This window comes from Bacillus sp. AF23, assembly GCF_020861455.1.
GTDB lineage: Bacteria > Bacillota > Bacilli > Bacillales > Bacillaceae > Bacillus > Bacillus halotolerans.
The window spans coordinates 442,822-463,497 of record NZ_JAJHVY010000017.1; the positions used below are offsets into that span (position 1 = coordinate 442,822).

The following is a 20,676-nucleotide window of genomic DNA, read 5'->3' on the forward strand; positions in this document are numbered from 1 at the left end:
GCCGCCGCACCTGTTTGGGCGCGAGCGGCTTTTTTATACGCGTTTCATGTGGAACTTATCGAGGAACCCTTTTCGCTGCTGCATACGGAAATATTCCTTCATCATATATGCGACGCCTTGCTCGTCATTTGACCTTGTGACCCAGTCGGCTTTTCTCTTAATATCCGGTGCAGCGTTCCCCATTGCAACCCCAAGTCCGGAAAGCTCAATCATCGGAAGATCGTCTTGCTGATGGCCGATAGCGACTACATCCTCCATCCCCAGCCCCAGTTCCGAAGCAACAAGTGCAAGGCCCGCTTCCTTCGAAACTCCCTTTGGAACAATGTTCATCTTCTCATCGTTGACGCGAATCACGTCAACCGCCGGGAAGGCTTTTGTAATCGTTTCTGTAATGTCTTGCTGAATATCGTGTTCTGTATATACTTCGATGACGGGCGCACTCACCGGTTCATCCATCAGAAGATCGCTTAACGATTCAACAAACTGAACCGGGTAAAAGATGGGATCTGACGGGTGGATCAGCGCTTTCCCAAGCAAATTTGAATTGACCTTTTTCTTGTTTCCAATTGAATATTTCTCGTGAAGAAGCCTGATGTTGCATTGATAGCTCTCAAGCACTTGAACGATATTAAAAGTATGATCGTCAGAAATTCTTTTTTCAAAAAAGGGCGCGTCTATTTTCTCAGCGATATAGGCGCCGCTGTGGGTGATCAGCTTTGCATCAAGCTTCAGCGATTTTGCTATTTTCTGAGCTGAGCGAAAATGACGGTTGGTGACAAGTGTGACGTAAATCCCTTTTTTCTTAACATATTCAATCGCGTCTTTCGTTGCCTGATGAATTTTCCCGTTCGACCGAAGCAGCGCTCCATCTATGTTTAAGGCAAGCAATTGTTTAGACACAGAGATGTCCCCCTCCTTGATGACTGTACTTGTGTATAGGATATGACCCTGTCTCTGTGTTTAGAACAACCTTTTCTGTACAGCAAAAAAAGCCTGACTCAGCAGACTTTATATATGCAATCATAATAGGATACGATCGAAGCAGCCATTCTCCCTAATATCGTTATTTCGATTTACGAAAAATCATGTATCAGGAACCCCTTATTTGACCAATGATGCGCTCCGAACACTTACTCTCTGTTGCTTATCCCCTCTATATAACGGCATGATATGCGACCGTATCCATTTGAAATAGGTAAGTGTAGGCGCTTTCAATGTTATTATCCCAGTTTTCTCTGCAGATGACAAGGGTTTTTTTAACTAAAAAAAGCAACCAATATCTGTGTAACTAAGGTAGCGTGTAATGTTAATTATTGGATTTCACCACTTGAATAGGAACGTACATTCGTATACAATATAAACATTAAATGAAAAAAGCGGTGGTCCAATGACTGTATTAAAAGAAATTTATAATCAAGAACTGATCTCTCGATTGACAGATACTGTAAAAGAAACCTATCCAGCATTCAACAAAGACAAATTCGAGGAACTCTTAATGACGGGAGAATGGCCTGGGCTCGCATTAAAAGAACGCATGCGCCGCATTACCGTTGCTTTATACGAAACACTGCCGAAACATTATGGCGAAGCGCTTGCAGTATTATGGGATGCAGCTCCTCATTTTAAGGGACTCAGCGGAATCATATTTCCTGATTATGTGGAGCAGTATGGGTTAGAGCATTGGGATGATTCAATAAAGGCATTAGAATACTTTACGGCATATTCCACTTCAGAATTTGCTGTGAGACCTTTTTTGCTTTTAAATCAGGAAAAAATGATTGCACAATTCCTGATATGGTCTAAGCATGAAAATGAGCACGTAAGAAGACTTGCAAGTGAAGGAAGCAGGCCCCGCCTCCCATGGGGAAAATCGATACCCGCTTTGAAATCGGACCCCTCCCCCGTGCTGCCGATCCTTGAGCAGCTGATGCAGGACGAGTCTTTGTATGTGAGAAAAAGTGTGGCCAACAACCTTAATGATATATCAAAAACGCATCCTCACTTGCTGAGAGAAGTCGCAGAACAATGGTATGGAACACATCCTCATACAGACTGGATCATCAAACACGCTTACCGGACCTTGTTAAAAAAAGGCGATAAACAGGCTTTATCGCTTTTTGGCTATCACGATGCTGACTCGATTCAACTGCAAGAATTAACGTGCGAGTCCAACCGTATTTCTATTGGCGAAACCCTCAAGTTTACTTTTCACATTCATTCAGACAGGGATCAGAAAGTAAGAATTGAGTACGCCATTGATTACGTAAAAGCCAGAGGCCAGCATCATCGAAAAGTATTTAAAATAACAGAAACGAATATACGAAAAAACGAAACAAAATCATATACCAAAACACAAACCTTTAAGGATTTATCTACAAGAAAACATTACAACGGAATTCATACATTATCAGTGATCATCAATGGAGAGGTAAAGAAATCGCTGGATTTTCTAGTTTGCTGAACGAATAAAAAAATCCCTTCTTATCCAGAAGGGATTTTGAATGATTAGCCTTCGACACTGCCGTAAAGCTCTTCTAAAGGCTTCATGATGATTTTGTTTAATTCGCCGATCAGCATACTCATACGCTGCTCCGCTTCCATCAGCTGAGAGATTTTTTCGTGCTGCTGCACAAGCGCAACGGTTTTTTGAGCCTGCTGCACTTCGTCTTCTGTAATTTCTTCTCCAGCCATTTGTTTCTGCTGAAGTCTCAGCTGCACATCACGGAAGTTTTCAAACATCCGTTTCGCAGACTCGTCTGCGTTTACTTCATCATACAGGTTTTTCAAACGGGTAAACTCTTCGCTCCCGCGCAATGCATTTTCCAGATCATACGCTACATCGTAAAAATTAACAGCCATTGTAAATAGCTCCTTTCATTATTGCCGATTGACATACCACTCCACTATAACAGACTATGGAGCTCCTTTCATTAATCGAAACCCGTTTCTTCTTAAAAAAGGATGACAAACAACGCTTGAATTGCACCTATGATTCCGCCGAGAAGGCCGCCCAAATAGGTTATCATTTTAAATTCTTTTTTCGAAATCGACAGCACCATTTCTTCAAGACGCTGTACCGGGAACTGATCCACCTGCTCCTTTACAATTTCCTCAAGGCGCATTCGTTTTAATACACTTTCAAGATTGGTTGAAATCCCCTCAAGCAATTTGTCTAAAAGCGCCGGCAGGATACGATGGTTCAGATCATTTTCATAGCGGGCTGTAAGCGAGCCAATCGTATTTTCAAAAAACGGAGCAGTTGAAAATGCTTGCAGCACTCTTTGTTTCAGGCTAAAGATTAATACTTTTGCGTTCCATTTTTCGTCCGCTTCATTAAATGTATACTCCTTCAGCTTGCCCCATTCGTTTTTCAGAAGATCAGAAAGCAGCTTATTCGTTTCCTCATTCCGCAAAAACTTCAGAAGCTCCGGCAGCACGCGATCAGCAAGGCTTGAATTGCCGAGAAACATTTGCACCATGCTTCCAAGCATACCGCGTTCTTTTAAGAAATCATCAATCATATTGCCGAGACGGATTTTTCCTTCTTCACTTTCAAAATAATGAATGCTTCGCGACAAAATATAGCCTGAAATCATCGGTATCTTCTCTTCAAGCTTTTCTTGCACTTCCAATGGCAGTGCTTCTTTTAACGTTTGATGCTCATATCGGCGGAAAAGTTCATTCAATTTATCATCCGTCCAGCGGCTGATCCAGGCGTCTGCCGCTTCACCCGGATGCTTTACTCCGGCTTTTTCAAGCGCTTCTTTTACTGTCATTTCAGATAGCGACAGGTTTTGAATCAGCTGTTCTCCGACTTGAAGCGCCTGCTTTTTGGCTGAATCTGAAACAAGCCGCTTTTTAATACCCTCAGGCGTTAATAAGTGGTTTACCACCATCAGCCCCATTTGTTTCGCAAGCTCATCACGTCTTCTCGGAATCAATCCCGGAGTAAAAGGGACTCGTTTTCCAAACAAATAATATGCCTTATACGGCCTAAATAGCATTTGAATTGCTAAATGATTGGTCACCGCGCCGATCACTGCGCCGATCACGATCATAAATATAAAGGTTCCTGCAATACCCATTCCTGCTCATCTGCCTCCATCTGTGCTTTTACTTTTTCATAAATAGAATGACCTATTTGTATTATAGAGGTTGGCGTGATCACTTAGCAAACAAGGAGACAAAACATATGGCCATAAAATCAGCTTGTTTAACAGGAATAGGGCAAGATGCTGAATCGTAATCTGTAAAGTAGACTACCGACAGCTGTGTTCCTGATGTTTTTTGAAGCGTAAAGCTGCTGACACCCGCCGGCAGCTTTTTAATAAAAGGGGGAGTCTCACCATGATAACACTCGGTTTTATGTCCTTAACCCGCCAGCACGAGCAGGATTATTCCGCAGAATTGGCCACAAGAGCGCCCGAATTCGGCATACGTTTGATCCGCTTTACACCGTTTGACATTTTGCCCGACACCCTGCGTGTCAAAGCGCTGGTATATCATCCAGCGAGCAGCAATTGGAACGAAACAGAACTTGCGATTCCCGATTATATTTATGACCGCTGTTTTTATGGGAAGGATTCACAATCACAAAAAGCAAAGCCGATCGTTGAATGGCTCAAAAAATATCCGAAAACCGAATTTATCGGGCGGGGTCTTCCTGATAAATGGACTGTGTTTCAAGATTTGCAGGAGCATTCTGTGATCAATCCTTACATTCCGGAAACCATGAAAGTGAGCCGATTTGAACAAATCCATTCGTATTTATCGAAAGAAAAAGCCTGTATTTTAAAGCCAGCGTTCGGTGCTGGCGGCAGAGGTGTGATACTTCTGGAGCTTGGCAAGAAAAACATAACCGCCACCTACCATATCGGAAAGGATAAACAGACAAAATCCTTTTCCAACCAAGCTTCATTTAAAACTTGGTGCAAAAAAGTGCTTCAGCACCAATATTTGATGCAGCCTTATTTAAATATCCAAGATAAGGAGCAATACCCTTGTGATATCCGGCTGTTTATGCAAAAAAATGAGGACGGTGAATGGCATACCGTCGGAAAGGCAGTGAGACGCGGATACAAAAACGGGCTGCTGGCCAATTTATCAGGCGGATCGGATACGCTTACATTTGATACATGGTTTGAAAATATCCCGAAAAAACAGCAGGTAGTCTTACTGGATGACGTATTCTCGATTACCCAATCGGTTCCGTATTATCTTGATGAGCGATACGGTCCATTATTTGAACTCGGTCTGGATATATGCCTTGCGAAGGACGGGAGGATCTGGATCCTGGATATCAATTCTAAACCAGGCAGAAAATCAATACTTCATGTTTCTCCTGAGAAAAAAGAACATCTATATACTTGTCCTCTTAAGCGATGCAAATATCTATTTTCGCTGCAAAATCAGAAAGGAGTCCTTCCGCGTGAATCGTAAACGGTTTTTAATCGGCATAGACAAAAACAGTGAAAACACTCTGTTTCTGCCCTCCGCAATGAAGCAAGACGGCCTTTTGTCTGCCTCATTCGGAACGAAGGTTGTCAGATGCCATGTTACTTTCAGACGAAATCTCGAACAGACAGTGGTCCTCTCTGAAAATCTGTTTCACGAACTGCTGATACCGCATCGCAGCCGGGCTGATATTCTCATTCATGATCATTCGGTGCACATTGGTCCGTTAATCGGCATCTTCACCGCGGGGTTTACCGCATCACTTGAGCGCCCTTTTAAGGACCGTTCTCTCTTTTTTTCTAAACTGCTCACTTTGCATGAACAAACAGGAAGCTATTGCTTCGTGTTCGGCGCGCACCAAATCAATTGGCAGGAAGGGACGATTGAAGCGCTTCTATACAGGGAAAATGGCTGGGAGAAACACATTGTCCCGCTGCCAAACGTCGTGTATGACCGTTTGCCGAACAGAAAAATCGAGAACTCAATTGTCTTGCAGAATACAAAAAACCGGCTGATCAATGAATATCAAATCCCATGGTTCAATAAAACATTTTTCAACAAATGGGATGTTCATCAATTGCTGGAAAAAGACCCGAGAACGGCTCCTTACTTACCGAAATCAATCCTTCATCCTACTGTTGAGCGGATTGAAGAGCTGAGTGATTCATTTGGCAAGGTTTATATAAAACCGGCGGACGGAGCACTCGGCACCGGGATTTATCAGCTCGCCAAAACGGAATCCGGTTTGACTGTGAAACATACAAATGATGCCAAATCTTTTTCTTCAATCGACTATCCCGATGCTTCCGCATTTCTGGATGAATTTCAAAAACAGCATGATCCCGCTGTCTTTCTCGTTCAGCAAGGGGTAAATTTGATTGAATTTCAGGGAAAACCAGCCGATTTCCGCGTTCATACGAATAAAAACAGTAAAGGCAAATGGACTGTGACCGCCATCGCAGTAAAAATTTCAGGAGAAAACAGCATTACAACACACCTATCCAATGGCGGAAAAGTGAAAACGCTGGCCGAAGTATACGATGATCCGGCGGAACGAATACATGTCATTAAAAAGCTTTCTGCGGCGGCATTGACCGCCAGCCAAGTGCTCCATGACCATATCGAAGGGTTCATCGGCGAGATCGGGTTTGATTTTGGCATTGACCAAAATGGTAAGGTATGGATGTTTGAAGCGAATTCACGTCCGGGCCGCAGTATTTTTTCTCATCCGAGTCTGCAATCTGTCGATTCTTTGACAAAACGAAGAAGCTTTGAATATGCTTCATATCTTTCGAAGATGGCCATTACCTCCCATGAATCGCTGTGGCCATCCTAATTTGCCCGCTTTATGTAAAAGCGGGCTTGAAGTTTATTCAACACAAGGACAAGTTCATCATAAAGCCCCTTCAATGATGTTTTGCAACAATGATACAATGAATGTAATTCGTCCGTATCCATGTCAATTGATATCAATTTCAAGGAGCGTGGCCCCTGATGATTTCTCATTTCAGCTGGAAACCTTTGTTTCAAAAACAAAAACTGCCCGGATGGACAATTTCGTTTTACTATAAAGGCATGCATTACGAGGGCATCTATCATAAAAGCGGCGAGATTGAATGGGGAGATTTGTTTCCCGCCAGTGCTGATGAGCCGGCACTCAAAAACGAGATACATGAATTGATGCTTTTTCATATTTACGATTAGCTTAGCCTGAGCGGCTAAGCTTTTTTTATGCCTTCTCAAGATTTACCACTAAAATCCCCGCATGAGTTTCAGTCAAATCTAACATAATACGTAGTAACAAGCCGGCAAAGCATTGGGTTACGCCGAGACGGCAGTGACACCCGAGGCGGGTCCACAGACTGGTGCAACTCCAGTTAACCCAACCATATCAAATAAAAAAGGAGATTTTACACATGGCAAACCAAAACTCTTCAAATCAATTACTAGTACCTGGCGCAGCTCAGGCTATCGACCAAATGAAACTTGAAATCGCTTCTGAATTCGGCGTTAACCTTGGAGCGGATACGACTTCCCGCGCTAACGGTTCTGTCGGAGGAGAAATCACAAAACGTTTAGTATCTTTCGCTCAGCAGAACATGGGCGGCCGCGTACAATAACAATTCAATAAATGGCTGACAGAAGGCGCGGTTTCCGCGCCTTCTTTATATTTGTCACCCTTTTTTCCTACACCACATATCCTAGGAGAAAAGGGAGGGAATCAAGATGCCATTCATCGCTATTGTGAATTGGGAGCTGGTGCAGTTCGTAAGTATATCCATGATTAATGAATATGTTTCCCATCGTTCTGTCTTTTTGTACAGGTATTCTTTCCCGCGCTGTTCAAACTGAGTACCTCCTTTTATAATGAGGGGCGAGGAGGTTTTTTCATGAAAATTGCCTTATTTGGCGCAACCGGCCGTGTCGGACAAGCCTTTTTAAGATTGGCAGGCACCAATGAACAACTTGATATTTACGCTCTGATCAGGTCATCGAATGATAAACTTGGCCTGCCGAAAGAACGAATCGTTATCGGGAATGCCCGCTGCCGGGAAGATGTGAAAGAAGTCATGAAGGATGCTGAGATCGTCATCAGCTGTCTCGGTACAGATGGCGACGATACGTTGTCAGCTGCCATGACACATATTCTTGCCATTATGCAGGAACAGCATATCAAACGGCTTATCACGATCGGCACCGCGGGCATTCTTAATTCACGATGTGAACCAGGAAAATACCGATTTGAAACAAATGAATCAAAACGAAAGCTGACCCGCGCTGCCAAGGAGCATGCAAAGGTATATGACATGCTTAGAGATTCGCCCTTAGACTGGACCATGATCTGCCCCACATATCTCCCCGACGGAGAAGCAGCAGGTGATTACCGTGCAGAGCGCAACGTCTTGCCGGCGGAAGGCAAAAAGATCACTGTCGGCGACACTGCGGCTTTTCTGTATCACGAGCTTCTTACAGGAGACTATATCGGCTGCCGGGTAGGACTGGCTTATTAATGCGTACAAAAACCCAAAACATTGAATGTCTTGGGTTTTTGAAAGCTATGCAATAGAGTGCTTCTGTCCTTTTTGCAGCTCATACATTTGATAATATTGCCCTTTTAACGCCATTAGTTCCTCATGATTCCCTTTCTCAACAATTTCTCCTTTTTCAAGCACTAAAATTTGATCCGCGTTTCTGATGGTTGAAAGCCGATGGGCAATGACAAATGTCGTGCGCCCTTGTTTCACTACATCCAGTGCCTTCTGGATCAAAGCCTCTGTCTCCGTATCAATATGCGCCGTTGCTTCATCCAAAATCAAAATGGCGGGATCGTACGCCAGAGCTCTCGCAAAGGAAATGAGCTGCCGCTCTCCTGATGATAGTGTGCTGCCTTTTTCTATGACAGGTTCGCTGATGCCTTTCGGAAGCTTTTCAAGAAGCGACTCAGCCCCGACTTGCCGCAGTGCTTCTATGATGTCTTCTTCTGAAATTCTTTCATCCTCCAGACTGACATTAGAACCGATTGTTCCTGAAAATAAGTACGGGTCCTGCAGCACAATCCCCATATGAGATCTAAGTTCCTGCCTTGACATGCTGTAAATGCTTCTCCCATCGATGAGCACATCCCCTTTTTGCGCATCATAAAAGCGGAAGAGGATATTCAAAATCGAGCTCTTGCCTGATCCGGTATGGCCGACAAGCGCTACAGTTTCGCCTTTTTGTGCTGTAAAGGAAATGTGTTTCAAAACATTTTCTCCTTCTTGATAAGCAAATGATACGTCTCTAAATTCAACCCGCCCCAGCGCGCGCTCCTTCGCCGGTTCACCCGTTTCTTCCGTTTCCTTTTCTTCAAGCAGTTCAAAAACACGCCCGGCGGACACCCGCGCCAGTTCCAGTTTAGAAAACTGATTGACGATACCTGTAATTGGCTGGAATAAGCGGTTTAAGTAATCCACAAACGCGTACAGCACACCGATGGAAACAATTCCTGCCGCGTTTAGGCTTGCGCCGCCAAAATGCCAGATCAGACAGACAAACGCAAGGTTGCGGATCACATTCACAAGGTTGTGTGACATTAAGGAGTTTAAATTCAGCATCCTGTTCTGATAATAATAATGAGATTCATTTAATTCCTCAAACTCTCTCATTGTTTCTTTTTGATGGCGAAAAGCTTGGATGATCGGCATGCCTTGAATGGACTCATTCATTTTTGCATTAATGTCACTATTGATCGAACGGATTTGATGATTGTAATAGGAAGCGTATTTCCGGTAGATAATCGACCACAGCCAGATGATCGGCACAATCGCCAAGCATAAAAACGCGAGCTTTACATCCAGCAGGAACAACGCCGTAAATATCCCGATCATATATATGCCGCTTGTCACAAACGTCGACAGCACTGTCACATATAAATCTCTGATTGCCTCGGTATCATTTGTAATTCTTGCGACTACTTTGCCCGCGGGAAGATTATCAAAATAGCGGATCGGCAGTCTCTGAATGCGTGAAAACACATCCTGTCTCATCTTTTGAATAATGCGGTTGGCACTCATCTGCAATAAATAATGCTGCCCATATTGGAAAAATACCGAGAAGACAAGCAAACCGGCATACAGAAAAATAAGAAACGTCATCCCCTTCATTTCCGGCTTATAGAACTGAAAAATCTCCTGCTTTGTCAGCTTTTCGGCAGGATACGTCCGGCTTTCGTTCCCATTAGTGATCGTCAGCTTTCCGTCAGAAACCGTTCTGTTCCCGTCAAAGCTGACAGCCTGATCAATGAAATAAAACGCCATTCCCACTTGATAAATATGCGCTTCTTTCTCTTTAGCAGCCGCTCCCTGCATCCGGTCCTCCCTGACATAGGAGGTGCCGTCAAATTCAACTGCATTTTTATCTTTTTTCGAGACCTCATACCATGTTTTTTCAATGCCGAGGATGTGGTCGTCAATCATTTTTTTGCCGATAAACGGTCCGGTCAGCTCTGCCCCGACTGCAATCGCAAGCAACAGGACGGCAGTGATCAGCAATTTTTTATATAGGAGTGCGTATCTCCATAATGTTTTTCCCGTGTTCATGCCCCTGCTCCCCCTTCTTCTGCAGTGAACAGCTGCTGCCTTTCGTATTGTTCCCGATACCATCCGTTATTGGCCATCAGCTCTTGATGTGTGCCTCTCTCAGAAATCAGGCCGCCGTCCATCACAAGGATGAGATCGGCATGCTCCACAGCTGATAAACGATGCGTCAGAATAAATGTCGTTTTCTCTTGGCGGTTTTTCCTGATATTGCTGATAATAGCCGCCTCCGTTTTCGCATCTACAGCGGAAAGAGAATCATCCAGGATTAAAATCTCCGGATTCGCCATCAGTGCCCTCGCGATTGAAATTCTTTGTTTTTGCCCTCCAGAGAGTGCGACGCCTTTTTCACCCACCATTGTCTCCAGACCGGCCGGAAGCATTTGCAAGTCTTTATCAAAATGAGCTTCTGAAACAGCCTTCTTTACCTCAGCATCACTTGCGTCAAGCTTTCCGTACAAGATGTTTTCTTTTACAGACCGCGAAAACAGCAAATGATCCTGCGGCACATATCCAATCCATCCGCGGAGCCGGTCAAGAGGAATCTGCTCAATCGGCACACCTGAACATGTGATGCTCCCTTCACCGGCTGGATACTGGCGCAAAAGCTGCTTAATGATCGTCGTTTTACCGCTCCCTGTTTTACCGGCAATCCCGACAGTCTGCCCTTTTCGCACGGCAAAAGAAATATCTTGAATATTCACATTTGTTGAGCTTGGATATGTAAAGCTGACATGGCTGAAAACGATATCTCCAGGCTCTTTTAAATCAGACGGCCGCTTTGGATCTCTCACGTCCGGTTCATAAGAAAGGGTTTCATTTACCCGATCTAAGGACGCGTTGCCGCGCTGCATCACATTAATTAATTCGCCGATCGCAAACATCGGCCAAATCATCATGCCCAAATAGACATTAAAGGAAACAAGCTCGCCAAGCGTCAGCTCATTACGGAAAACAAGAAACGCTCCATACCCCAGCCCAATCAGATAGCTGGCGCCGACAAGCAGCTTAACAGTCGGCTCAAACAGAGAATCGATAAAGGCTACCTTCATATTCTTCCGGTACACATCGGCCGTCATTTCATTAAAACGGCGTTCATCATTCGTTTCCTGCACATAAGCTCGAATCACTCTCACACCCGAGACCGATTCGAGCACCCTGTCATTCAGCGCTCCGAAAGAATTTTGTGCCTCTGTAAACCTTTCATGAATTTTACTTCCGTATATGCTGATCGCAACAGCCATAATGGGAAGCGGTATTATGGCTGCAAGCGTCAGCTTCCAGCTGATCAAAAACCCCATCGTCAAAAAGATCGTCATCATAAACATTGTGGAATCGACTAATGTCAAAATGCCAAAACCTGTCGTTAAACTGACAGCCTGGAGATCATTTGTCCCCCGCGCCATTAAATCTCCTGTTCTGTATTTTTCATAAAACGGCGGCGCCATTTTCAGCAAATGGCCCATCAGCTTTGAGCGGAGAATTTTTTCCATCACATTCGCCCCGCCGAACAGCTGGTGCATCCAAAAATAAGACATGATATACACCACCGCTGTCAAACCTAAAAATACGCTGACATAAAACAGCAGCCCGCCTGAGGTAAACTCCCCCGATTTCATATCATCAATGGCGTTCCCCAACAGTTTAGGCGGAAACATCTCAAGTACATTTACACATAATAAAAGCACAATCGCAATGGTATAGCGCAGCCAGTAGGCTTTAAAAAACCAGCCCAGCTTTTTCAATACTGAAAACATCCATCCCCATCTCCTTTATCTCGTCAGCCGCCTTCTATTTTTTCCTTGCAGCTCTTTTCGTTCAGGTTGTCATAACCAATCCTTGCCTCTGTATTTGTCTTCACATCCGATACACCTGTCTTTCTTAAGATTTTGTATATAAAAAAGGCACGAAGCGTCAGCTCCATGCCTTTTGTTATCGATTATGATGTACAGAGCGCTTTTCGGCGCGCGGATTAACCCAAATCAAAAAAACAGAATAAGGGTTTGCCGCGCCAATATGAAACTGTTCTGTAAGACATATCATTCCTTGGCATAGCAAACCCTCCATTCATTCTGATTTTTCACTCTTTTTTCATAATATAAACAAAACCTTTTTTTGTCAATCATTACTTGAACAGAGAAAAGATTAAATAGATATGATGTCGGGTATTGTATTGTACGACGTTTTTTGAAAGGGTGAGAATGATGTTTCATGCTGACCGTATTATTGTTGCGTTTGACGGAAGTGAAAACAGTAAGAAAGCGCTTCAGACTGCCATTGATCTTGCGAAAACGGTAAATGCAGCCATTACAGTCGCCCATTCACATGATATGAAAGACAACCAGACCATCATCGACCCGCCGAGGCCCGCAGCAGGGGCAAGCTATATTGGCGGAGGCATGACAAGTGTTCCTGACCCGCTGATATCAGATGTTGCACCACCGGAGCCAATGATTTATGAAGACCGTACGGAAGAAGTCATCGCCGAAGCCAGAATGATGCTGAATGATCAGCAGACAGAGGGAGATATCGATATATTGGAAGGTGACCCGGCTGAATCAATTATCGAGCATGCCAACCGGGTTTCAGCCGATCTGATTGTAACCGGAAGCAGAGACCAAAACAGACTGAAGAAACTTTTGTTTGGAAGTGTAAGTGAAAAGCTTTCGGCGAAATCAGATATACCGGTTCTGATCGTAAAGTGAGCACGCCACGTGCTCACTTTTTTATATTCATAATTGTGAAAAAACACGGATTTTCGTTTTTTTCTGATATAATGCTTTCGTGCCCAAAAGCACAAAAGCATTAAAGAAAATGATGGGGTGTTGTTTTGGATTCTCAAAAGAAGCTGACGTTTCCGTTAGCCGTCGGTTTATTTATATTCATGTTAGGAATCATTATCTCCTGCTTATTTTTTCTTCATACAGAACCGCATATCCCGCTGTTCCTATGTGTTGTCCTGCTTTCAGCAGCCGGTTTATGGTACGGTTTTTCCTGGAACAGCCTTGAAAAAGGAATTGTTAACGGGATTAAAAACGGTGTGCAGCCGATCATTGTTCTGGCACTGATCGGTATCTTAATCGGCGCTTGGATGTACAGCGGCGCCATACCGTCCGTTACAGTTTATGCTTTGTCCTTTATTGAACCGAGCCATCTTCTGTTGACTGCTTTGTTTTCCTGCATGATCATCAGCACGCTAGTCGGCTCAAGCCTGACAACTGTAAGCACAATTGGCGTGGCACTGATCGGCGTGGCGAGCGCGGCGGGCGTTCCGCTCGAATGGACGGCGGGGGCAGTCATTTGCGGAGCCTGCTTTGGTGATAAAATGTCACCGATGTCGGATACAACAAATTTCGCTGCGGGTATAGGCGAAATATCTATCTTTGAACACATTCGCCACATGATGGGCACAACTATTCCCGCCTTGCTGATCACCGTTGTCCTTTTTTACTTTCTTGGTTTATCAGTCTCAGCAGACACTGCTTCAACAGATGATATTGCACATGTTATTGCCGGAATAAAAGATGCAGCAAACGTCACACCGTGGGCGCTTCTTTCTCCGCTCTTAGTTGTTTTGCTGGCGATTAAGCGCGTGTCCGTTATTCCCGTTCTGACTGCCGGGATTATTTCCTCGGGAATTTTGACTGCCATTTTCGTTCCCGACAGCAGCATTCAGGCTTTTATGTCAGCCCTGCAAAATGGCACCATGTTCGAAACTGACAATGAGGCAGCCGCTAAAATCATCAACAGAGGCGGACTGCAATCCATGATGGGCTCAGTTTCTCTTATTATGATCGCTTTTGCACTCGGCGGTTTAATGGAGAAAATCGGCCTGATCTCCGCACTATTGGAGGGTGTGATGAAAGGAGTCCGTTCAAAAGGCAGTCTCATTGCAGCAACTGTCTGCTCCAGTATCGGTGTCAATCTTGCAACAGGCGAACAGTATTTATCTATATTAATACCGGGACAGTCATATAAATCCTTATATGACAAACAAAACATTCAGCGGAAGTTTTTATCAAGATCATTAGAGGACGGCGGAACATTGATTAATCCATTGATCCCTTGGGGAGTCAGCGGGGCTTTTATGGCAACCGCGCTTGGTGTTCCCGTCATTGACTATATCCCATTTACGTTCTTCCTCTATATATCGCCGATCATCTCGATTTTAGTTGGATTTGTAAAAAAATAAAAAGAGCGCCGCTTGCAAAGCGGGCTCTTTTTTAACATTAAAATGATATGCGGGCTGCCTGCTGAATGCTTTCTTGAAAAGCCGCCTGCAGCTGTTTTGTCACCGGTCCGGGCACTCCGCTTCCGACTGATTTTCCATCAAGCGTCACAACCGGAACAATCTCTGCCGTCGTTGAAGAAATAAAGATTTCCTCCGCCTGTCTCAGCTCTTCTTCAGTAACGGGCTTTTCATCAAGCTCTATGCCGTTCTTTACGATGAGATCCAAAATCTTCATTCGTGTAATCCCATTGAGAATCATTCGGTTAGCCGGATGCGTCCGCACCGTACCGTTTAAAACAGCATAAACATTAGAAGATGTACCTTCTGTAACAATTCCGTCTCTTATTAAAATGCCTTCAAATGCTCCCGCTTCATAGGCTTTCTGCTTTGCCATCACATTATACAGTAAATTCAGACTTTTAATATCGCATCTCAGCCAGCGAAGATCCTCATCCGTGATGGCTGAAACGCCGTATGTCTGCTCCTGTTCCGGCTTTTTAACAGAAAATGTATAGGCCGTCGTCTGCGGCTCAAGGCCCGCTTCATATTGGTGTTTTCGCGGAGCAACCCCTCTTGTGGTTTGAATGTAAACCGCTCCGTCGCTGACCGCATTTTCCTGCACAAGCTTTTGCAGGTCCCACTCTAAATCTTCTAAACTGAACGGCAGTGAAATTCCGATCTCACCCGCGCTTCTGAATAAACGCTCCGCATGCTCGCGCAAGCCGAATAATACCCCTTTATACACCCTGATAACCTCATAGATTCCGTCTCCAAACTGATAACCGCGATCTTCCACATCAACGGATGCCTCGTTCCGCTCCACCAGTTGGCCATTGACTAAAATCTTCATATAAGCCCTCCCTTTTTCGTATTTATCCTGATGTCTAATCAAGCTGTCATTGTCACTCATTCTACCATATCAAACCAGCTGAAAAACAGAAAGATCAAGAACTCAATAGCTGGGAAGGAGATTATTTTTTCCTTAAAATCTGACATTTCGACATTTTTTCTATGTTCTTTCCAGTTTTATTCCTGTATACTTGATTCGTAATACATAGGTTGTAAACAATGGCACCTTCAGAGCTGCCAATACAGCGGTATGTAGAGATTTTATGCCACTGGAGAGATTGATATGCGACAAACGAGAGGAGACGCTTCTCCTTCTGCAGTTTCGCTTGCTTTTAAATTTGCAAGTTTAGCAGTTTTATGTGTGCTGCTTTTGCTTATGGTAATTTTAGGTTATTCCAACAGTTCCTCGAAAGCAAAGGAGATCACTGTCACAACAAACAGCCAGCTTCGTGATGAGAAGGAAAGCCTGAAGCTGAAAGACGACTCCCCAGGCCTGCTGATAAAGCATTTGCAGACCGAGCAGAATATGGGGGACAAAACGGTTTATTTAACCTTCGATGATGGCCCGTCAGCCTCTACAAACCGCTTGCTGGACGTACTGAAAAGCGCTGATGTAAAGGCGACATTTTTTATGCTGTCACCGCGAATGAACGAATTCAAACACGCGGTTAAAAGGGCCGGAAATGAAGGGCATGCACTCGGTTTACACGGGGTCACGCATAATAACAAATTGTTTTACCAAACGCCGACATCACCGCTAAAAGAAATGGTGCAGGCGCGTGACACGCTGGAAAGCATTACAGGCTATCGCACTGATCTCGTCAGAACGCCCTACGGCAGCAAGCCGTCTCTTACAGATTCACAAATTCGCAATCTAGAAAAAGACGGTTTTGTGTACTGGGATTGGACGATTGACAGCATGGACTGGAAATACCGCAACTCAAAATACGTAGCAGAAGTACTGCAGCAGCTTGACAATATGGAACACAGCCACTCAAATCGGCCGTATGTGATTCTCATGCACGATCTTCCTGCTACAGTAAACGCACTGCCGGTGCTAATCCATAAACTGAAAGAAAAGGGCTATTCCTTCGGTGTGTTAAAGGATACAATGGTTCCGGTTCATGAATAAAAAAGTGAGGCGCTTATCTGCGGCCTCACTTTTTTATGCCCCAGCTCCGGGCAAACTCTCCGATTTTTTGATGGATGACGAAATCAAACAAACTGTCGCAGTACGTCGGCTCCAGGTTAATAATGGCTTTTTTAATGCCTGGAATCCGGCTTGCATCCTCAGGCACAAATCTGGCGGGAGCAACCTCAAGAGACGTGCCGATCACCAATAATAGGCCGGCTTTATCCAGCTTTTCATAAAGCGTGTCAAAATGCAAAACGGCATCGCCAAACAGAACGACATCGGTTTTTAATACCGTTCCGCACACCTCACCGTCATTTCCGACCGCTGTACACTCCGGCACATCATGCTTCAGCAAATGAGGGAGATCATATCGGGCGCCGCATGAGAGACAGCTCGCTGTTTGGATAGAGCCATGCAGCTCGTATACATGTCTGCTTCCGGCTTTTCTATGAAGGCCGTCAATGTTTTGTGTGAATATATCCACCTGCTTCCCTTGTTTCTCCAGTTCTGCCAAAAGCAAATGCCCTTCATTCGGTTCATAGCTCCCGCTCATTTTCATTTGAAACAATTCTTTGAACTTAGGCCAAAACAGACGCGGATAGCTTAAAAAATAATCAAGGCTCATCGCCTCCATCCTTGAGGCATCCTCAGTCCAGATGCCGCCGGCTGAGCGAAAATCGGGAATGCCTGATTCTGTGCTCATTCCCGCTCCGGTCAGCACGACAATTCGCTGCGCTTCATTCAGCATGTTTCTGAATGCTTCCAATTCAACACCGCCTTACAGTCATTTTTCTCTTATTTTACCATGAAAAAGACTTCGCCTCTTTACAGACGAAGTCTTTCTTTTTTAAGCCCGTTCCTTTTCCCCTTTATTGAGATTTACTTGAAACGGATCGTGCTGGTGCTTCTGGTTGACATACACCATTTGTCCGGGATAAGCAAATTCAACCCCTTCAGCGCCGAGGATTTCAATAATTTTGTAGTTGATATCCTCTCTGACATGAAGGTTCTCTGCCCAAACCGTTGTTTTTGTATAGAAGTTGAAAAATAAATTGTAATAGCTGTCAGCAAACGTATCGAAATTGACCATGATTGTATCATTATCGACGCCTTCATGTTCAAGCAGCATCTTTCTGAGTGAACGAATGCAGCGTTCCAAATTCTCAATCGGCGTTGCGTAGGATACATGAATGGAAAATGTAATCTGACGCTTGGTCATTCTCGTCCAGTTCGTGATGGCTTCCATCGACAGCGTGGAATTCGGCACCGTTACAAGCGCACCCTGCGCTGTTCTGAATCTTGTGCTTCTGAAGGTAATATCCTCCACTGATCCGGTTACTGTCGCCGTTTCCACCCAATCACCGATCGTAAACGGCTTTTCAGTGATAATGATGATTCCGCCAAAGAAGTTGCTGATCGTGTCTTTCGCTGCTAGCGCAAAAGCCAATCCGCCAAGCCCAAGGCCCGCCACAAACCCATTGACGTCATAATTGAATTCTTGTGCGATTACGCTCACACTGAGCGCTATAATGACAAAACGGAGCAGCTTAGACAAAAACGGCGCCAGAATATCATCCATATCCAGTTCGAAGCGCTGATTCACTTTATGAAAAATAAAAGATGATGTAGCGGTCAAATTACAAAGCCCCCAGCACAACAGCGCCACAATCAGCGAGCGGTATATTTTACTGATCAGCGGCATCTGTGCATCTAAAAACGGTGAATAGCGAATCGCTAAAAACAGCCCTAAGGCAACAAAAAACCATCTGGCAGGCTTATCGAATGCCACAACCACCTGTTTAAAAATTTCGGTTTTCGGTTTGTTTGTTATATTAAAAAGCAAATTAAAGAAATATCTTGTAAACAGTTTTCTTAGTATAAGAAACAACAGCAAAATTGCCAAACTGATGCCGGTTTGTATAATTTTATCTAGCGTGAAATATTGCTGCAGATGATCTAGCATGGCAGTCTCCCCTCTATCCCAATCGAATGTTATTATACTAAAACATTCGGCAGAATGCTTCTCTAAATGTCTTTATAAAACACAAAACCCCGGCAGAGCGCCGGGGCAATTTCTCATTTTAACCATTCAGCCAGATTCAATAGGGACAGTCACTTACTTTTTTTCGTTTGTGTCTGATCAAGGAGAGTTGCTTTTTGCATTTCAACATCTGTTTCGGCTTTAATTCTTTCCTCCACTCTGATTCTCCCTTTTCCCATGATCTCGCCTCCTTTTTTGCTATTATAAAGTAACAGAATATTTTGTGAACATGTCGAAAGCACTATTTTTCTGCCGAAATATGCTCGGATACGGTGAGTGTTCTTGTTTCAGTTATACGTTGTTTTCAGCTTGGACTATTCAAACATGACAGAAAAAAATTCACAAGTTGGTATCGCGGTGCATATATGGATTTGATACAATAACAGAAATGCCCATATGAGGAGCTGACAAGCTTGTACACCATTGCCCACCGCGGAGCATCCGGCTACGCTCCCGAAAATACAATTGCTGCATTTGATCTCGCGGCAGAAATGAATGCAGATATGATTGAGCTGGATGTCCAGCTAACAAAAGACAGGCAGATTGTCGTTATACACGATGACAGAGTGGACCGGACAACAAACGGTTCAGGCTTTGTTAAGGATTTTTCGCTGAAGGAGCTGCAGGCACTCGATGCAGGAAGCTGGTACGGCCCCGCTTTTCAAGGAGAAAAAATCCCAACTCTGGAGGACGTGCTCAAGCGCTACCATAAAAAAATCGGGCTTTTAATTGAACTAAAGGGCCATCCTTCGCAAATTGGAATTGAAGAAGAAGTGGGACAGCTGTTAGGACAATTTTCTTTTTCTATTAACAATATTGTTCAATCCTTTGGATTCCGCTCCATCCAAAGGTTCCGCGAGCTTTATCCATCGATTCCGACAGCCGTTATTACAAGGCCGAATTTTGGCATGCTGTCCAGAAATCAGCTGAAAGCCTGCAAGTCTTTCGCAAATTATGTCAACATCAAATACACACGTCTCAATCGTCTCATGATCGCTTCCGCCCATAAAAACGGATTAAAAGTGTTTGCATGGACAGTAAGGCATCAGAAAACAGCAGCCAAATTGCAGGCCATGGGCGTGGACGGTATTGTCACAGACTACCCGGACTACGTATTAAAGGATGGAAAACATGAATAGATATAGTGTAGTTTTTATCGGAGGCGCCCTTGGCGCTTGTCTCCGATACGGATTAAACATCGGCATAAACAATGACATACTTCCGGCTGCAACTTGGCTGGAGAACGCGGCAGGCAGCCTTCTACTAGGCGTTCTGACCGGCTTTTTTATGATTAGGGCGAAACGGCCTTTGCTATCGGCTTTTTTAGGCACCGGTTTTTGCGGAGGCTTTACAACCATGTCAACATTTTCTAAAGAGACGGTCATGCTGTTGCAATCCCATTCGTCATTAGCTGTTTTGTATATGGCGTCCTCATTCATATCCGGAATCGCGCTTGCCCTCTTTGGCGTTTTGGCAGGACGGCAAATAACCCGATTTCAAATAGGAAGGGGGCGGAAGCAATGATGACACTAGCTGGTATTTTCGCAGCGGGAGGACTCGGTGCTGTGCTGCGTTTTTGGCTCGGCAATGTCATAACATCTAAAACCGAAAGCCTTCGTTTTCCAGTCGGCATTTTGACCGTTAATATACTGGGTGCCCTCGGTCTTGGTCTTTTTACAGGGCTTCACGTGACAAATTCATCTGCAGCACTCATCATCGGCACCGGCTTTTTTGGCGCCTTTACCACTTTTTCCACTTTCAGCGTTGAAAGTGTTCAGCTCTTGCTGGCCAAGCGTGTAAAGGAAGGCATCCTATACATCGGCTTCACGCTTTGCGGGTCCCTCTTGGCGTTTTGGTGCGGCTGGACGCTGCTGACATAAAAAAACCTTGA

Annotated in this window: 22 protein-coding genes; 13 read left to right on the forward strand and 9 right to left on the reverse strand. The window is 44.4% G+C overall.

The window, feature by feature from the left end:
- Window positions 1-33 precede the first annotated feature (33 nt).
- Window positions 34-900 carry a Cof-type HAD-IIB family hydrolase gene (locus LNN34_RS11220; RefSeq protein ID WP_229043392.1) on the reverse strand — a complete coding sequence of 289 codons (867 nt, stop codon included), beginning with the start codon at window positions 898-900 and terminating at the stop codon, window positions 34-36.
- Window positions 901-1,387: 487 nt separating this feature from the next.
- On the opposite strand from LNN34_RS11220, the gene LNN34_RS11225 reads away from it, so the two are divergent.
- On the forward strand, window positions 1,388-2,461 hold the full coding sequence (locus tag LNN34_RS11225; protein ID WP_229043394.1) for a DNA alkylation repair protein: 1,074 nt from the start codon (window positions 1,388-1,390) through the stop codon (window positions 2,459-2,461).
- A gap of 44 nt (window positions 2,462-2,505) precedes the next feature.
- Here the strand turns inward: LNN34_RS11225 and LNN34_RS11230 are convergent, their stop codons facing one another.
- Both LNN34_RS11230 and LNN34_RS11235 read right to left on the reverse strand, forming a co-directional pair.
- Complete coding sequence (locus tag LNN34_RS11230; protein ID WP_010333576.1) at window positions 2,506-2,859, reverse strand: YlbF family regulator; 354 nt, start codon at window positions 2,857-2,859, stop codon at window positions 2,506-2,508.
- Window positions 2,860-2,951: 92 nt separating this feature from the next.
- Window positions 2,952-4,085: a DUF445 domain-containing protein gene (locus LNN34_RS11235; protein ID WP_044156575.1), complete on the reverse strand. Its 1,134-nt coding sequence runs from the start codon at window positions 4,083-4,085 to the stop codon at window positions 2,952-2,954.
- Window positions 4,086-4,347: 262 nt separating this feature from the next.
- On the opposite strand from LNN34_RS11235, the gene LNN34_RS11240 reads away from it, so the two are divergent.
- From LNN34_RS11240 to LNN34_RS11265, 6 genes are all read left to right on the forward strand, one after another.
- The gene (locus LNN34_RS11240) at window positions 4,348-5,439 is read left to right on the forward strand and encodes a YheC/YheD family protein (protein ID WP_059336406.1); all 1,092 of its coding nucleotides are present in this window, start codon (window positions 4,348-4,350) and stop codon (window positions 5,437-5,439) included.
- Window positions 5,429-6,790 (forward strand): YheC/YheD family protein, encoded by a 1,362-nt coding sequence (locus tag LNN34_RS11245; RefSeq protein ID WP_229043396.1) that lies wholly within the window; start codon window positions 5,429-5,431, stop codon window positions 6,788-6,790. Before LNN34_RS11240 ends, LNN34_RS11245 begins: the two co-directional genes overlap by 11 nt.
- Window positions 6,791-6,948: 158 nt before the next feature.
- Window positions 6,949-7,158: a YheE family protein gene (locus LNN34_RS11250; protein WP_044156578.1), complete on the forward strand. Its 210-nt coding sequence runs from the start codon at window positions 6,949-6,951 to the stop codon at window positions 7,156-7,158.
- Between the two features lie 212 nt (window positions 7,159-7,370).
- Complete coding sequence (gene sspB / locus LNN34_RS11255; RefSeq protein ID WP_010333571.1) at window positions 7,371-7,574, forward strand: beta type acid-soluble spore protein SspB; 204 nt, start codon at window positions 7,371-7,373, stop codon at window positions 7,572-7,574.
- 106 nt (window positions 7,575-7,680) lie between these two features.
- On the forward strand, window positions 7,681-7,806 hold the full coding sequence (locus LNN34_RS11260) for a hypothetical protein (RefSeq protein ID WP_081638264.1): 126 nt from the start codon (window positions 7,681-7,683) through the stop codon (window positions 7,804-7,806).
- A 38-nt stretch (window positions 7,807-7,844) separates the two neighbouring features.
- Entirely contained in the window at window positions 7,845-8,465 is a 621-nt protein-coding gene (locus LNN34_RS11265) for an NAD(P)-dependent oxidoreductase (RefSeq protein ID WP_229043397.1), read from the forward strand.
- A 45-nt stretch (window positions 8,466-8,510) separates the two neighbouring features.
- Here LNN34_RS11265 and LNN34_RS11270 read toward each other — a convergent pair whose 3' ends face one another.
- Together LNN34_RS11270 and LNN34_RS11275 are read right to left on the reverse strand one after the other, a co-directional pair.
- A complete protein-coding gene (locus LNN34_RS11270) occupies window positions 8,511-10,532 on the reverse strand; it encodes an ABC transporter ATP-binding protein (RefSeq protein WP_069486317.1) in 2,022 nt (673 codons plus the stop codon).
- Window positions 10,529-12,286, reverse strand: a complete 1,758-nt coding sequence (locus tag LNN34_RS11275; protein ID WP_099042758.1) for an ABC transporter ATP-binding protein — start codon at window positions 12,284-12,286, stop codon at window positions 10,529-10,531. Before LNN34_RS11275 ends, LNN34_RS11270 begins: the two co-directional genes overlap by 4 nt.
- Before the next feature lie 447 nt (window positions 12,287-12,733).
- Here LNN34_RS11275 and LNN34_RS11280 point away from each other — a divergent pair, with 447 nt between their 5' ends.
- Entirely contained in the window at window positions 12,734-13,234 is a 501-nt protein-coding gene (locus LNN34_RS11280; RefSeq protein ID WP_059293132.1) for a universal stress protein, read from the forward strand.
- Between the two features lie 125 nt (window positions 13,235-13,359).
- Window positions 13,360-14,721, forward strand: coding sequence for a Na+/H+ antiporter NhaC (gene nhaC, locus LNN34_RS11285; protein ID WP_229043399.1), 1,362 nt, complete (start codon window positions 13,360-13,362; stop codon window positions 14,719-14,721).
- A gap of 37 nt (window positions 14,722-14,758) precedes the next feature.
- Here nhaC and dat read toward each other — a convergent pair whose 3' ends face one another.
- Window positions 14,759-15,610, reverse strand: coding sequence for a D-amino-acid transaminase (gene dat / locus LNN34_RS11290; RefSeq protein WP_229043401.1), 852 nt, complete (start codon window positions 15,608-15,610; stop codon window positions 14,759-14,761).
- Window positions 15,611-15,892: 282 nt separating this feature from the next.
- Here dat and LNN34_RS11295 point away from each other — a divergent pair, with 282 nt between their 5' ends.
- Window positions 15,893-16,741 carry a polysaccharide deacetylase family protein gene (locus LNN34_RS11295; protein WP_106294596.1) on the forward strand — a complete coding sequence of 283 codons (849 nt, stop codon included), beginning with the start codon at window positions 15,893-15,895 and terminating at the stop codon, window positions 16,739-16,741.
- 25 nt (window positions 16,742-16,766) lie between these two features.
- On the opposite strand, the gene LNN34_RS11300 is transcribed toward LNN34_RS11295, so the two are convergent.
- The 3 genes from LNN34_RS11300 to LNN34_RS11310 form a co-directional block, all read right to left on the reverse strand.
- Window positions 16,767-17,510, reverse strand: coding sequence for an NAD-dependent protein deacylase (locus LNN34_RS11300; RefSeq protein ID WP_229043403.1), 744 nt, complete (start codon window positions 17,508-17,510; stop codon window positions 16,767-16,769).
- 81 nt (window positions 17,511-17,591) lie between these two features.
- Window positions 17,592-18,707 (reverse strand): mechanosensitive ion channel family protein, encoded by a 1,116-nt coding sequence (locus LNN34_RS11305; protein ID WP_044156590.1) that lies wholly within the window; start codon window positions 18,705-18,707, stop codon window positions 17,592-17,594.
- Window positions 18,708-18,856: 149 nt separating this feature from the next.
- Window positions 18,857-18,964 (reverse strand): YhdX family protein, encoded by a 108-nt coding sequence (locus LNN34_RS11310; protein ID WP_024120747.1) that lies wholly within the window; start codon window positions 18,962-18,964, stop codon window positions 18,857-18,859.
- Between the two features lie 234 nt (window positions 18,965-19,198).
- On the opposite strand from LNN34_RS11310, the gene LNN34_RS11315 reads away from it, so the two are divergent.
- Genes LNN34_RS11315 through crcB form a run of 3 tightly spaced genes read left to right on the forward strand, consistent with a single transcriptional unit; the run spans window position 19,199 to window position 20,665 of the window.
- On the forward strand, window positions 19,199-19,924 hold the full coding sequence (locus tag LNN34_RS11315; RefSeq protein ID WP_059336418.1) for a glycerophosphodiester phosphodiesterase: 726 nt from the start codon (window positions 19,199-19,201) through the stop codon (window positions 19,922-19,924).
- Window positions 19,917-20,309: a fluoride efflux transporter FluC gene (locus LNN34_RS11320; RefSeq protein WP_229043405.1), complete on the forward strand. Its 393-nt coding sequence runs from the start codon at window positions 19,917-19,919 to the stop codon at window positions 20,307-20,309. The genes LNN34_RS11315 and LNN34_RS11320 overlap by 8 nt, the downstream gene beginning before the upstream one ends.
- On the forward strand, window positions 20,309-20,665 hold the full coding sequence (gene crcB, locus LNN34_RS11325) for a fluoride efflux transporter CrcB (protein WP_044156777.1): 357 nt from the start codon (window positions 20,309-20,311) through the stop codon (window positions 20,663-20,665). Before LNN34_RS11320 ends, crcB begins: the two co-directional genes overlap by 1 nt.
- Window positions 20,666-20,676 lie beyond the last annotated feature (11 nt).